This window comes from Actinoplanes sp. NPDC051494 (assembly GCF_044454705.1).
GTDB lineage: Bacteria > Actinomycetota > Actinomycetes > Mycobacteriales > Micromonosporaceae > Actinoplanes.
Window position 1 is genome coordinate 1 of the sequence record NZ_JBITDZ010000007.1, and the last position, 13,227, is coordinate 13,227.

General features: G+C 73.6%; 13 protein-coding genes. 5 read left to right on the plus strand and 8 right to left on the minus strand.

All coding sequences use genetic code 11. The features are described 5' to 3' along the window. The first annotated feature begins 117 nt into the window (after positions 1-117). Complete coding sequence (locus ACIA6A_RS23535; RefSeq protein ID WP_396099977.1) at positions 118-600, plus strand: hypothetical protein; 483 nt, start codon at positions 118-120, stop codon at positions 598-600. On the opposite strand, the gene ACIA6A_RS23540 is transcribed toward ACIA6A_RS23535, so the two are convergent. The 4 genes from ACIA6A_RS23540 to ACIA6A_RS23555 are packed head-to-tail and all read right to left on the minus strand — an operon-like array spanning position 518 to position 4,527. Then, on the minus strand, positions 518-1,738 hold the full coding sequence (locus tag ACIA6A_RS23540; RefSeq protein WP_396099978.1) for a M48 family metalloprotease: 1,221 nt from the start codon (positions 1,736-1,738) through the stop codon (positions 518-520). The genes ACIA6A_RS23535 and ACIA6A_RS23540 overlap by 83 nt on opposite strands. 52 nt (positions 1,739-1,790) lie before the next feature. Continuing rightward, entirely contained in the window at positions 1,791-2,387 is a 597-nt protein-coding gene (locus tag ACIA6A_RS23545; RefSeq protein ID WP_396099979.1) for a GNAT family N-acetyltransferase, read from the minus strand. Further along, positions 2,384-3,874: an APC family permease gene (locus ACIA6A_RS23550; RefSeq protein ID WP_396099980.1), complete on the minus strand. Its 1,491-nt coding sequence runs from the start codon at positions 3,872-3,874 to the stop codon at positions 2,384-2,386. Before ACIA6A_RS23550 ends, ACIA6A_RS23545 begins: the two co-directional genes overlap by 4 nt. 23 nt (positions 3,875-3,897) lie before the next feature. Further along, positions 3,898-4,527 (minus strand): GPP34 family phosphoprotein, encoded by a 630-nt coding sequence (locus tag ACIA6A_RS23555; protein WP_396099981.1) that lies wholly within the window; start codon positions 4,525-4,527, stop codon positions 3,898-3,900. Between the two features lie 195 nt (positions 4,528-4,722). On the opposite strand from ACIA6A_RS23555, the gene ACIA6A_RS23560 reads away from it, so the two are divergent. Both ACIA6A_RS23560 and ACIA6A_RS23565 read left to right on the plus strand, forming a co-directional pair. Next, positions 4,723-5,493, plus strand: a complete 771-nt coding sequence (locus ACIA6A_RS23560) for a dioxygenase (protein ID WP_396099982.1) — start codon at positions 4,723-4,725, stop codon at positions 5,491-5,493. 119 nt (positions 5,494-5,612) lie between these two features. Continuing rightward, positions 5,613-6,608, plus strand: a complete 996-nt coding sequence (locus ACIA6A_RS23565) for a TerC family protein (protein WP_396099983.1) — start codon at positions 5,613-5,615, stop codon at positions 6,606-6,608. Between the two features lie 142 nt (positions 6,609-6,750). On the opposite strand, the gene ACIA6A_RS23570 is transcribed toward ACIA6A_RS23565, so the two are convergent. From ACIA6A_RS23570 to ACIA6A_RS23580, 3 genes are all read right to left on the minus strand, one after another. Further along, positions 6,751-6,996, minus strand: coding sequence for a hypothetical protein (locus ACIA6A_RS23570; protein WP_396099984.1), 246 nt, complete (start codon positions 6,994-6,996; stop codon positions 6,751-6,753). A 233-nt stretch (positions 6,997-7,229) separates the two neighbouring features. Next, on the minus strand, positions 7,230-10,004 hold the full coding sequence (locus ACIA6A_RS23575; RefSeq protein ID WP_396099985.1) for an AAA family ATPase: 2,775 nt from the start codon (positions 10,002-10,004) through the stop codon (positions 7,230-7,232). A gap of 101 nt (positions 10,005-10,105) precedes the next feature. Further along, positions 10,106-10,558, minus strand: coding sequence for a MarR family winged helix-turn-helix transcriptional regulator (locus tag ACIA6A_RS23580; RefSeq protein ID WP_396099986.1), 453 nt, complete (start codon positions 10,556-10,558; stop codon positions 10,106-10,108). Between the two features lie 99 nt (positions 10,559-10,657). On the opposite strand from ACIA6A_RS23580, the gene ACIA6A_RS23585 reads away from it, so the two are divergent. Together ACIA6A_RS23585 and ACIA6A_RS23590 are read left to right on the plus strand one after the other, a co-directional pair. Next, entirely contained in the window at positions 10,658-11,824 is a 1,167-nt protein-coding gene (locus ACIA6A_RS23585) for an epoxide hydrolase family protein (protein ID WP_396099987.1), read from the plus strand. A gap of 25 nt (positions 11,825-11,849) precedes the next feature. Then, positions 11,850-12,626 (plus strand): thioesterase family protein, encoded by a 777-nt coding sequence (locus tag ACIA6A_RS23590; protein WP_396099988.1) that lies wholly within the window; start codon positions 11,850-11,852, stop codon positions 12,624-12,626. Between the two features lie 4 nt (positions 12,627-12,630). Here ACIA6A_RS23590 and ACIA6A_RS23595 read toward each other — a convergent pair whose 3' ends face one another. Further along, entirely contained in the window at positions 12,631-13,227 is a 597-nt protein-coding gene (locus tag ACIA6A_RS23595; RefSeq protein ID WP_396099989.1) for a hypothetical protein, read from the minus strand.

Sequence of the window (13,227 nt, forward strand, 5' to 3'; positions counted from 1 at the left end):
CCCCCCCCCCCCCCCCCCCCCCCCCCCCCCCCCCCCCCCCCCCCCCCCCCCCCCCCCCCCCCCCCCCCCCCCCCCCCCCCCCCCCCCCCCCCCCCACGACCGTGCAAGGATCACCGCATGCTGAGCAAGGTCGGCCAGGCGGTCCTGGGCATCTTCCTGATCGTCGCGGGCACCGGCCACCTGACCTTCGCCCGCGACGCCTTCCGCGCGCAGGTGCCGCCCTGGCTCCCGCTCGACCCCGGTTTCGTCGTCGTCGCCTCCGGCATGGCCGAGCTCGCCTTGGGCCTGGCCCTGCTCACCATCTGGCGGCAACCCGCCCGTGGCTTCCTCGGCGCCGTCGTGGCCACCTTCTTCGTCGCGGTCCTGCCCGGCAACATCGCCCAGTTCACCGAGCACCGCGACGCTTTCGGCCTCACCACCGACACCGCCCGCGCGGTCCGCCTGCTCTTCCAGCCGCTCCTCGTCCTCTGGGCCCTCGCCACCACCTCCGCGCTGCGGACCCTGCGCGCCGGGCGGGTCAGTCCCGGCGCATCAGCTGGACCATCTGCTCGGCCAGCGGCGCCAGCTCGGCCCGGAGACGTTCCGCCTCCACCGGGGTGACCACCACCGCCGGGTCGAGGTACGCGCGGGCGGCCACCCACTGCCGGCGACGGCCCGCCGGCGGATGATCGGCCAGCAGCGAGGCGTCCTCCCGGATGGACAGCTGGCGCAGCACCGGCAGGAGCCCGGCCCGGCGCTGCTGCACGTCGGCGAGCAGGTCGCGCCACCGTCGCGCCGCTTCCCCGGCCGGCACGCGCGGGTGCAGCAGGTCGGTCAGCCCCGGCAGCAGGACCAGGACGTCGAGCGCCTCCATCGCGGCCCGGGACCCCGCGGCCCGGACCGACATGAGGTCGGCCCGGACCTCCGCGCGACGGTCCTGCCCGGCGGCGAGCAGGAACATCCCGACGTGGGCGCTGAACAGCACGAACGACACCAGCCCACCCACGACCTGCCACGTGGCGAACAGCAGCGGCAGTGGGCCGGCCAGTCCCCTGTCCTCAGCGCTGCCCCGGGGCGGGGCGACGATCCTGGAGAGCGCGCCGAAGACGGTCCGGGCGGGCTGCTCGAGAAGCCGGCGGAGCCCGTCCTCGTGCGCCAGGTGACCGAGCTCGTGGCCGATCACCGCGACGAGCTGCTGCTCGGTCAGGGCGAGGATCACCGGTAGTCCGAGCCGCAGCACCCTCGTCCGTTTCCAGCCGACCACCGCGGCCGACGCGTTGAACTCGGTGTTCACGACCAGCACGTCCGGCATCGGCGCCCCGATCCGTTCCGCTGTCCGCGCGACGAGCGCCACCAGCGCCGGCGCGTGGCCGGCGTCCAGCACCCAGCCCCCGGCAACGGCCTCCTTACGGCTGCCGAGCCGGGGCCGGAGCACCCAGGCCAGCGCGAGCAGCGCGGCGCCGGCGGCGATCGGCGGCAGCAGCCGGCCGGTCACGATCAGCCAGATCCCGGCCGCCGCCGTGGCCAGCACCCCGGCGCCCAGGACCAGGGAGACCGCCAGCAGCACCACGTGCCCGGCGGTCACCCGTCGCCCGACGGCCTTCTCGTCGAGCCCGGCCAGCACCCGGTCGGCCCGGAACCCGGCCCGCCGGTCGAGCCGCAGCATCCGCCGCCCGAACCAGCTGCCGCCGTCCGGGGCGAAGGCGTCGAGATTCCATTCGCAGGAACCGCACCACGGGGGCGTTTCGTCCACCGTCACCAGCACCCCGGCACATTGGGGGCAGACCCCCGTCGATGTCAGCACCGGGGCATCAGATCAGGTGGGCCGCGCGCCACATGCGGTAGAAGGGGGTGCCGTCGGGGAGGTGGATGGCGAACGGGTGCAGGGTCCGGTATCCGTGGCGGCGGTAGAGGCGGATGTTGTCCTCGTTGGTCGCTTCGAGATAGGCGGGCACCCGGAGCCGGGCGTGGGTGTGGTGCAGCAGGGACGTGCCCAGGCCGGACCCGCGATGGTCCGGGTGGACCGCGAGGAAGGCCAGGTGCCAGTGCGGTTCGGCCGGGTGGTGCTCGCCGAGGAGCCGGTCGAGGGTCTGGAAGGCGGGCAGGCGGGGGCCGGCCAGGGCGGCGAGTCTGCCCTCGTACGCCGGATCGGGTGCGGCCGTCCGGGTGCGGTCGAACCAGACGGCGGCCGCTACCGGCGTACCCGAGGGCCCGGGGATGACGTCGATCGTGCCGGCGGCCGGGGCAGCGTCGGTGACCAGCGCGAAGAAGTCCGTCATGACGCGCAGACGGTCGGTGTCGTCCGGGACCAGCGACCGGTTCTGGTCGAGGTCGTCGAAGGCGAGCGCGATGAGCGCGGCGATCGCCGGGAGCTCGGCGGGCCGGGCCGGGCGGATGGCGCCGGTCATGCGCCACCACCGAGGAACGGGAAGCCGAACGAGCTGCGGCTGCGGGCGCCCCAGCCGATGCCCTTGTAGACCTCCGGGCGGACGCGGCGCAGGATGACGGCCCAGGCGGCACCGGCGGCGGCCAGGACCGCGAGTGCCAGCGGGACCACCCAGGTCGGGCCCGAGCCCGGTGGGACGCCGAACAGCGTGGCGATGGTGGTCAGGGCGACCGTGGTGATCACCGCCAGCAGCATGGTCGCGGTCACCGGGGCGACGATCCGGCGCCAGACGTTCTCCGTGCCGGGGTCGCGGGCGAAGTAGGCGAGCACCGCCGCGGAGGTGACCGTGATCAGCAGCAGCACGCCGATCCCGCCGGTCGTGCCGCCCCAGAAGAACAGCTGGACGAGCGGATCCCAGCCCAGGACCGCGTACGTGATGATCACGACCAGGCCGAACGCGGACTGGGCGAGCGAGCCGTTCTTGGGCGCTCCCGTGCCGGGGACCGTGCGGCCGAACGCGCGGGGCAGCACGCCCTCGCGGCCCAGCGAGAACGTGTACCGGGCGATGATGTTGTGGAACGAGATCATCGCGGCGACCAGTGACGTCAGGAACAGGGCGTGGCCGAGGTCGACGGCGGTGCCGCCCAGGCGCCCGGCGGCGAGGGTGAAGAACAGCTCGGGGCCCTCGGCGGCGGCCCGGCCGACGACGCCGGGACCGGCCGCGGAGATCATCGTCCAGGACGAGAACGCGTACAGGACGGCGATGAGCGTGATCGCGATGTACGTGGCCCGGGGCACCGTGCGCCGGGGGTCACGGGATTCCTCGCTGAACACGACGGACTGCTCGAACCCGACGAAGCCGGTGACCGCCATGACGAGCAGTGCGCCCGCACCCGCCCCGGTCAGGTTGCCCGGGTCGAGCGCGGCCCCGGAGGCCCGGAAGCCGGCGGTGCCCAGGTCGGCGACGCTGAACACGAGCACCAGGGCGATCTCGGCGACCAGCAGGGTGGCCAGCACCTTGCCGTTGACCGCGACGTCGCGGACGCCGAGCACGGCGACGAGTGCCCAGGCGGCCAGCGCGATCGCCCACCAGGGCGGCTCGACGCCGAACCAGCCGGCGAACAGGGGCGCGGCGATCGCGCCGAATCCTCCGTACGACGCGACCTGGAAGCTGTTGTAGGCGGCGAGCGCGACCCAGGCAGCGGCGACCCCCGGGGGCCGGCCGAGGCCGCGGGCCACGTACGCGTAGAAGGCTCCGGCGTTGGCGATGTGCCGGGCCATCGCGACGTAGCCGATCGAGAACACGGCCAGCACGAGGGCGACGGCCAGGAACGCGACCGGGACGGCGAGCAGGCCGGTGACCGCGAGTCCGGTGGGGACGACGCCGGCGACGACGGTGAGCGGCGCGGCGGCCGACATCACGAAGAAGACGACCGCGGCGACACCGAGCCGGTCGCGGGCCAGGGCGGTCGAGAGCCGGGCGGGCCCGGTGGAAGTGGGGTGTGGCACAGGGGTTCTCCTCGGGAAGGGGTTCAGGCCCGGCGGGCCATGACGGCGTCGCCCACTGCCGCTTCGGCGTGGCCGACGAGTCGTTGCAGCGGCGGCGGGAGCCGGCGGCGCAACTGGTCGAGCAGGTGGTCGCGCCCGCGTGGGTCGAGCGTGGCCAGGGCGTGCTGGTCGAGGCCGGTGGCGAACACCAGCCCGGTCAGCACGAGATCGGGTACGCCGAGCAGCTCGCGGCGTTCGGCGGCGACCCGGATCCGGGTCGCCGGCAGCCCGGAGACGACCGAGTCGACCGGGTCGAAGCTCAGCCGGGAGCCGAACAGGCCCCGCCGGACGGTGCGCCGGGTGAGCCCGGCCCGGGTGAGCCGGCGGGCGACCAGGTCGGTGGCGACACCGGTGGACAGGAACGCGATCCAGTCCCGGACGCCGCGGCGCTGTTCGCGGGTCAACTGGTCGAGGACGGCGGCGCTGGCCACGTCACCGGTGGGCCGGTGGTCGACCACGCTCAGGCGGTCGTCGTGGATCTCGAGACGGCGCCAGAGCACGAGCTCGCCCAGCAGCGCGCCGGCCAGGCCCAGGCCCAGCGTCGCCGGCGTGAGCACGCAGCGGGCGCGGACGGTGTCGTGGGCGGCCAGGTACAGGTCGTCGGCAAGCGACACGGATTCCCCCGGGGTCATCGGACTGGCAACGTGAGGCAGTTTGGCATTCACGGGACTAGATGCGCAACGCCTACTAGACATGAGTCAACTATTTGGCCGAAAAACATCCGTACGTGGTGTCCTGGTTTAGTTGACGGCTCAACTAAAACGTCGTACCGTGGAGTCAGTTACTTGAAGCATCAACGGAGGCGACCCATGAGCACCCTGCCCGCGCTCTTCATCAGTCACGGCGCCCCGCCGCTGGTCGACAACCGCACCTGGGTCGCCCAGCTCCAGGAACTGGCCGCCGGCCTGCCGCGCCCCAAGGCGATCCTGATGGCGTCCGCGCACTGGGAGTCGGCCCCGCTGATGCTCGGCGCCACCGAGCCGGTGCCGCTGGTCTACGACTTCGGCGGCTTCCCCCAGCGGTACTACGAGACGCAGTACAAGGCGCCCGGCGCCCCCGAGCTGGCCGCACGCATCGAGAAGCTGATGCCCGACACCGAGCGGGTCGCGCGCACGAACCGCGGCCTCGACCACGGGGCGTACGTACCGCTGACGGTCATGTACCCGGACGCCGACATCCCCGTCCTGCAGATGTCACTGCCCACCCTGGAGCCGGACCGCCTGCTCGACCTCGGCCGCCGGCTCGCCCCGCTGCGCGACGAGGGGGTGCTGATCGTCGGCTCCGGCTTCACCACCCACGGTCTGCCGTTCCTGCGGGACTGGAGCGAGGACGCCAAGGCCCCGGGCTGGTCGCGCGAGTTCGACGCCTGGACCGCCGAGGTGCTCTCCCGCGGCGCGGTGGACGAGCTGGCCGACTTCCGCCGCCTCGCCCCGGGCATGCCCTACGCCCACCCGACGATCGAGCACTTCGCCCCGATGTTCCTGACCCTGGGCGCGTCCAGCGACCCGGAGCAGAGCACCGAGCAACCGATCGACGGTTTCTGGATGGGGCTGTCCAAGCGCTCGTTCCTGGTCAGTTGATCTAAAGGTCAGACGCTTCCACCTGCGCCTTTTCAGGATCTTCCCAGTCTGAGCAGGGATTCTTGTGGGTATCACGACCCCGCACATCCCTTGCAACGACGTCCGGAGGTTCCTCCCTCATGCTTGAGGTCACCGCGCTCGGCTGGACGCTGACCATCGGGGTCATCGTCGCCCTGCTCGCCCTCGACCTGACCCTCGGCGTGCTGCGCCCGCACGCCGTCGGGTTCCGCGAGGCCGCCGCCTGGTCGGTCTTCTACATCGCCGTCGCACTCGCTTTCGGTGTCGTGTTCGCCCAGGTCGCGGGGTGGGACTACGGCACCGAGTACTTCGCCGGCTACATCGTCGAGAAGAGCCTGTCGGTCGACAACCTCTTCGTCTTCGTGATCATCATGAGCACGTTCGCGGTGCCGGAGAAATACCAGCAGGAGGTGCTGACCTTCGGCATCATCATCGCGCTGGTGCTGCGGGTCATCTTCATCGCGCTCGGCGCGACGCTGCTGTCGCTGTTCTCGTTCATGTTCCTGATCTTCGGCCTGCTGCTGATCTACACCGCGGTGCAGCTGTTCCGGCACCGCGACCAGGATCCCAGCGTGGACGACAACGTCCTGGTCAAGGCCAGCAAGCGACTGTTCCCCGTCACCGACGAGTACCAGGGCGGCAAGCTGTTCGCCCGCATCGACGGCAAGCGCATGGCCACCCCGCTGTTCATCACGCTGATCGCGATCGGCAGCTCCGACCTGCTGTTCGCGCTCGACTCGATCCCCGCGGTGTTCGGCGTGACCGAGGAGGCGTACATCGTCTTCGCCGCCAACGCGTTCGCCCTGCTCGGTCTGCGCGCCCTGTTCTTCCTCGTGAAGGGCCTGCTCGACCGGCTGGTCTACCTCTCGACCGGCCTGTCGCTGATCCTCGCGTTCATCGGCGCCAAGCTGGTCCTGCACTGGCTGCACGAGGACGTCTGGCACGACGCCCCGCAGATCAGCACCCCGGTCTCGCTCGGCGTGATCCTGGTGGTCCTGACGGTCACCACGGTGGCCAGCCTCCTGAAGACCCGCAAGGACCCGTCGGCCAAGGCCCACGCGGGCAGCCTCAAGGCACACGACAACCAGCAGGACTGATCACCGGCTCAGGAAGGCCCCGGCAACGGCGCCGGGGCCTTTCTGCTGTCCCGGACGACGCTGCACCGGGCCACCGGTCGCGGGGTGTAACAAAGAAGCCCCCGGCCGTCGGCCGGGGGCTTCTCGTCTGGCGGTGTCGCGGTCAGCGACTATAAGCACTGCCCGCGGGCCAGGCACGCTGGCGTTCGTAGTCCTGGTCGTTGAGGATCTCGCGGATCTGGTGGGTCTCCTCCGGGGTGTGCCGGCTGAGGATCAGGTCGAGCTCCGCGCGCTCCGCGGGGGTCTGGAAGGCCGCGAGCTCAGCGCACAACTGACGGTGGGCGCGGCGCTCGGTGCGGCGGTGGGCGAGGGTTACCTGGACATCTTTGATCATGGTCTTCAGTGGCATCGTGCGTCTCCTCACGGGCAGTCACGTCGAGGCGTCATCGCCGTCGAGTACCAGCGTCGCCGAGGCTCGCGTCATCGCCAAATCACCCAGGTAAAACCCTCGCGAGGAAAGTGACCGGGGCCACGGAAACCGTGTTGCGCGGGTCACTCTGCGTGGTCTTTGTGCTGGTCAGCGCTCCGAGGTGTTTTGCGCCACTACAGAGCTTAATAAGCCCTCAGGTGCTGCGACGCAGGTCACGAAGCTGCGTGATCCGATGTGGACACCCCCGCGGGCAGGCGCTGCGACAGCTGGGTGCGGGAGCGGACCCCCAGCTTGCGATAGACCCGCGTCAACGTCGCCTCGACCGTCTTGACGCTCAGGAACAGCTGCGACGCGATCTCCCGGTTGCTCGCCCCGTCGCGCACCAGGCCCGCGATCCGCGCCTCGGTGCCGGTCAGCCCCAGGTCGTCGGCCGGGGGCGCGGTGCTCCCCTCGGTGCGCGCCAGCACCCGCTCGGTCTGCTCCGTCCACGGCTTCGCGTCCGCGGCGAGGAAGATGGCCAGCGCCGCGCCGATCGCCACCCGGGCCGCGGCGTAACGGCGCCGGCGGCGTTCCGCACCGCCCTGCACCAGCAGCGCGTGGGCCTGCTCGAGCGGCTGGTGCAGACCCTCGAAACGCTGGGCCGCCGACTCGGAGAGCCGCACCGCGGAATCCGGCTCCCCGCTCTCCGACAGCACCATCGCCGCGGCCCGGTCCAGATAGCCGTCCAGGGCCGGGCCGGCGCCCAGGCGGGCCGCGGCCCGCCGGGCCTCGATCAGCGTGGCGGCGGCCTCCCCGTGCTCCCCCAGCGCGGCCAGCCCGGCCGCGAGATCCCCCTGCCAGCGCACGATCATCGGGTCGGGGGCTCCACTGAGGTCCCGCAGCCGCCGCAGCGCGGCCACCCCGGCACGGGCGTCCCCGGAGCGCACCTCCGCCTGGCCCAGCGCGTGCAGGTTCCGGCGCAGGTAGAGCCCGTCACCCTCCTGCTCCGACGCCCGCACGCCCCGGCGCGCGTACCCGGCCGCGGCGGCGAGACTGCCCCCGGCCAGCTCGGCGACGGCCGCGGTGTACCAGGTCGGGCCGGGACTCAGCCCCGCCCGCCCGGCCGCGGCGACGGCCCGGTGGGCGTACCCCAGGGCGTCGCGGCACCGGCCCGCCCGGGTGGCCACCTCGGAGAGGCTGCGCAGCACCTCGACCAGCGCCTCGCCGGCCCGGTCGCGTTCCGCGAAGGCCAGCAGGACGAGCAGTTCGGCGCGGGCCTCGTCGAGCCGGTCGTCCATCATGGCGAACCGGGCCGCCGCATACCGCGGGCTCATGTGCAGCCAGCCCGGCAGGAGCGGGGCCGGCAGGTCGAGGGCGCGTTCGAGGGTACGGTGCCAGACCGCCTCCCCGCGCAGCCGCTGCAACTGGGCCAGCGCGCTCAGTGCCATCGCCTCGGTCGTGGTGTCCCCGGCCCGGCGGGCGGCCTGCGCGGACGCCGCGGCGTGCCCGGCGGCACCGTCCACGTCGCCGACGATGAACGCGGCCCACGTCTGTCGCAACAGGACCGGGGCCAGCAGCACCGGGTCCGGGCCGGCGTCGTGCAGCGCCGCGGCGAACGTCTCACCCATGTCGGCGAGCGCCTGCCCGGCCAGGTCGAGCAGGACCAGGCGGGCCCGGACCCGGTCGGCCGCCGGGGCGCCGGGCGCCGCGATGACCGATTCCGCGGCCCGGCCGGCGATCTCCGGGGCCCCGGCCGTGGCGGCGGTGCACGCGGCCGCGACCAGCCAGTCGAACCGCTCGGCGGCCAGGCTGCGCGGGCACCGGTCGGCGGCGAGCAGGTACAGCTCCGCGGCAGTGCGCCCGGCACCGCGGGCCAGCGCCCGCCCGGCCGCGGCGACCAGATCCCGGGCCACGTCGGCGTCCGGGCGGCCGCTGCGCAGGGCCCGGTGCCGCACCGCGACGGTCTCGTCCAGGGCCGCGTCGGCGAGCGCGTCGTGCACCCCGGCCCGGCGGGCCGCCCCGGCGTCCTCGGCCAGCACGACGGCGAGCGCGGGCGGGGTGAACCGGACCACCTCGCCGTCCAGCTCGACGATCCCGGCCACGGCGGCGGCCCGCAGGTCCCGCGCGGCGTCCTCGCGCCCGGCCCGGACCAGCGTCGGCGTGCTCGCCTCGGTCGCGAGCGCGGCCACCAGCAGCGTCGACGCCACCACCGGGGGCACCGCGTCGAGGCGGCGGCGCAGCACGGCCCGCACCGGCTCGGGCAGCGGCGCGGCCCGCCACTGCGGCCCGGGGGCGACCGCCCGGGCCAGCGCGAGGGCCAGGAACGGGTTGCCGCCGCTGGCCTCGTGCAGCCGGGTGGCCGTCCGGCAGGGCAGGCCCCGGGCCTCCAGCAGCGCGGTCAGCTCGTCCGGGCCGAGCGCCGGCACGACCAGATCGGCCACCGGCGACGGGCACAACCGGACGGCCCGGTGCGCTCCGGTGCCGCCCGGATGGCGCTGCGCGGCCACCACCCGCACCCGGGGGCCGGCCCCGCGGCGCATGGCGAAACCGATGAACCCGGCCGACTCCGCGTCCAGCCACTGCACGTCGTCGAGCACCAGCAGCACCGGCGCGGTGCGGGCACAGTGCGCGAGCAGGCCGGGCAGCACGAGCCGGCGGGCCAGCGCGGGGGCGCCCGCCCGCGGGATGGCACCGCGGCGCAACCCGGCGAGGGCCGTGCGGTGCGCGGGTGGCAGCGCCCCGGCGGCGTCCGGCGGCAACTGCGCGACCAGGTCGGCGATCCCCGCGTACGGCAGCAGTCTTTCCGCCTCCGCGGGCCGCAGCCGGACCACCAGCTCGCCCCGGGCGGCCGCGGTGGCGGCGACGACGTCGAGCAGCGCGCTCTTGCCGATGCCCTCGGGCCCGCGCAGCGCGACCCCGCCACCGGCGGCCAGCCGGGCCTCGACGGCCGACAGCAGCGCCGCCCGTCCCGCGAGGACGTCCTGACCGGGGGAAGGCCGAGTGACCATACCCGCCACCTCCCTGGGTAGATGCCGATCGATCCGCATCAGCCTAGGGAGGTGGCGGCCCGCACATCAACAACAGTGCATGAGTCGACACTTTTCGCCGGTCAGGTCCCGCAGGCCTCGGCCCCACCGGCACCGCGCGCGACCCGGGCCAGCAGGTGCCGCAGCTGGGCCTGCTCCTCGGCGGACAGGTCGCCCATGAGGGCCGCCTCGACCCCCCGCAGCGCCGCCCGCGTGGTGACCAGCAGGGCCCGGCCCGCACCGGTGGGGATGACCTGGCTGCGCCGGCGGTCCCGCGGATCCGGGCGCCGCTCGACCAGCCCCTGCCGCTCGAGCCCGTCGACGACCTGGGTCATCGCGTTCTTGTCGATGCCGAGCCGCTGCCCGAGGGCGACCTGTGACGACGCCTGCTCGGTCGTGACGGCGACCAGCACCTGGTAACCGCGGGCGCCGCCCGGGACCCCCGCGACGGCGCCGGAGGCGGTCCGCCCGAATCCCGCGTACATGGTGTGGAGCGACCAGCCCAGCTCCGCCTCGATGCCCTCCGTCGTACCCATGCCGGGATCTTACCTTGACATGATCGTCCCATATAAGGATCATCCTTTGCCAGGACGATCCTGATCGGGGATCGTCAACCGCCATCTGAGGACGCCGACATGATCACCCCGTTCACTCTGGACATCCCCGACGCGGACCTCGCCGACCTGCAGGAACGCCTGCTGCGCACCCGCTGGCCGGACAAGGAGACCGTGGACGGCACCGCCCAGGGCCCGACGCTCGACAAGATCCAGCGGCTGGTGCACCACTGGGCGACCGGCTACGACTGGCGCCGGGCCGAGAAGCTGCTCAACGGCTGGGGGCAGTTCACCACCACGATCGACGGCCTGGAGATCCACTTCCTGCACATCCGGTCCGGGGTGCCCGGCGCCCGGCCGCTGCTGCTGACCCATGGATGGCCGGGCTCGGTGCTCGAGTTCCGCCACGCGATCGGCCCGCTCACCGACCCCGTCGCGCACGGCGGATCCGCCGGGGACGCCTTCGACCTGGTCATCCCCAGCCTCCCCGGCTTCGGTTTCTCCGGGCACCCCACCGCGCCGGGCTGGAACCTGCGCCGGACCGCGACCGCCTGGGCGACCCTCATGGCGCGCCTCGGCCACCAGCGGTGGTTCGCCCAGGGCGGCGACCTCGGCGCCGTCGTCACGGCGGAGCTCGCCGCACTGCAGCAGACGACCGGGATCGGCCTGGCCGGCATCCACCTGAACATGGCGCTGTTCGCGCCGACCGACGAGGAGATCGCCGGGGCCGACGACGCCGAGCGCGCGATGCTCCAGGAGAGCGGCCACTACTGGCAGGAGCTCTCCGCGTATTCCCAGCAGATGTCGACGAGGCCGCAGACCATCGGATACTCCCTGACCGACTCGCCGGCCGGTCTGGCGTCGTGGATCTACGCCATGTTCCAGGACGTGGGCGGTTCGCACGGCGAACACGGCGACGCCGAGAAGCTGTTCTCCCTCGACGACATGATCGACGACATCATGCTGTACTGGCTGCCCAACGCCGCCGCGTCCGCCGCCCGGATGTACTGGGAACAGCAACGCGGCAACTGGACGGCCCCCGGCACCGTCGAAGCGCCGATCACGGTGCCGGCCGGGCTCAGCGTCATGCCGGGCGAGTACGTCCGGCGCTCGCACCGCTGGGCGCGACGCCGCTTCACCGACCTCGTGTTCTTCGGCGAGGTGGCCCGGGGCGGGCACTTCGCGCTGCTCGAACAACCCGGACTCCTGGTCGCCGACATCCGCGCGACGTTCCGGGACCTGCGCTGATCACCCGCGCCGATAGGCTCGGGCGGTGACGAGCTTCTTCCGCCGCGTGGGCGGGCACCGGTTCCTGGCGACCGAGCTGACCGGGGGTGCGTGGGCCACCGACGAGCAGCACATCGCACCGATGACCGGGCTGATCGTGCACGAGGCACAGCGGCACGCCGCCGCCCGCGGCCCGGACGACCTGGTCATCGGCCGGATCAGCATGGACATCCTGGGCGTGCTGGAGGTCGGCGAGTTCGATCTGACCGTCGAGGTGCTGCGCCCGGGCCGCACGATCGAGCTGCTCGAGGCCGTGGTCGTCGCCCGGGGCCGGCCGGCGGTCCGGGCCCGCCTCTGGCGGATGGCCCGGCACGACACCACCGCCGTCGCCGGGGGCGCGCCGGACGCCCTGCCGGACCCGGCGGCGCTGCCCCGGCACCCCATGTCGGACGTCTGGCCGGGCGGTTACATCGGCGCGATCGACACCCGCGCGGCCGGCGAGGTCCGGCCCGGCCGGGGCATCGCCTGGGTCACCACCGGGACGGAGCTGGTGGCCGGCGAGCCGGTGAGCCCGCTCGCGGAGTTCGCCAAGCTGATCGACACGGCCAACGGCATCGCGGTCCGGGAGTCACCCAAGGAATGGATGTTCCCCAACCTCGACCTGACCGTCCACCTGCACCGGCAACCCACCGGGCGCTGGGTCGGCCTGGACACCACGGTCGTGTTCGGCCCCGACGGTCAGGGCCTGACCAGCACCACCCTGCACGACGTGCACGGCGCGGTGGGACGGGCCGAGCAGATCCTCACGGTCCGGCCGCTCTGAGGCGCTACTTGCTTCTGGTGACCGTCGACGCGGTGACCGTACCGTCCGGGTCCGCCGCTCCCTGGACGGTGACGCTGTCGCCGGTCCTGACGTCCTTGAGCTTGCCCGCCGAGGCGGTCCGCACGTCGGTGTCGCCGCTGGTGCGGACCGTCACCACGGTGCCGTCCGTGGTCTCGACGTAGATGGTCGTGCCGTCCACCAGCTTGACCGTGCCGGTGGTCGGCCCGGCGGCGGCAGCGGACGCCCCAGGGGCCGCCGCTCCGGGTGCCGCGCCGCCGCCGGAGTTCTGGCCGCCCGCGTTCTGGCCGCCGACATTGCCGCCGGGATAGCCGCCGCCGCTGAAACCGCCGCGTCCGCCCTGCTGAGCGCCGGCGCTCCGGCCACCCGCGGTCGCGGCGGTGCCGTAGTTCTTCTGGACCTGGAGGCCGCCGGCGAAGCCGCCGAGCAGCAGCACCGCCGCGCCGAGGTAGACCGTGCCGCGGTTGTGCCAGCGCCGGGGTGCGGCCTTCGCCAGCTCGGCCGCGAGGCCCGCACCGGCCTCGGACCGCGAGGCGAGCTCGGGGGCGGGCAGGACGGCGGTGTCGTCGTTCGAAGGGGTCAC

Coding starts and splice junctions, on each gene's coding strand:
- ACIA6A_RS23560 (WP_396099982.1), top strand. CDS start 4,723: ATGAGCACCCTGCCCGCGCTCTTCATCAGTCACGGCGCCCCGCCGCTG.
- ACIA6A_RS23535 (WP_396099977.1), top strand. CDS start 118: ATGCTGAGCAAGGTCGGCCAGGCGGTCCTGGGCATCTTCCTGATCGTC.
- ACIA6A_RS23545 (WP_396099979.1), bottom strand. CDS start 2,387: ATGACCGGCGCCATCCGCCCGGCCCGGCCCGCCGAGCTCCCGGCGATC.
- ACIA6A_RS23585 (WP_396099987.1), top strand. CDS start 10,658: ATGATCACCCCGTTCACTCTGGACATCCCCGACGCGGACCTCGCCGAC.
- ACIA6A_RS23565 (WP_396099983.1), top strand. CDS start 5,613: ATGCTTGAGGTCACCGCGCTCGGCTGGACGCTGACCATCGGGGTCATC.
- ACIA6A_RS23570 (WP_396099984.1), bottom strand. CDS start 6,996: ATGCCACTGAAGACCATGATCAAAGATGTCCAGGTAACCCTCGCCCAC.
- ACIA6A_RS23580 (WP_396099986.1), bottom strand. CDS start 10,558: ATGGGTACGACGGAGGGCATCGAGGCGGAGCTGGGCTGGTCGCTCCAC.
- ACIA6A_RS23575 (WP_396099985.1), bottom strand. CDS start 10,004: ATGGTCACTCGGCCTTCCCCCGGTCAGGACGTCCTCGCGGGACGGGCG.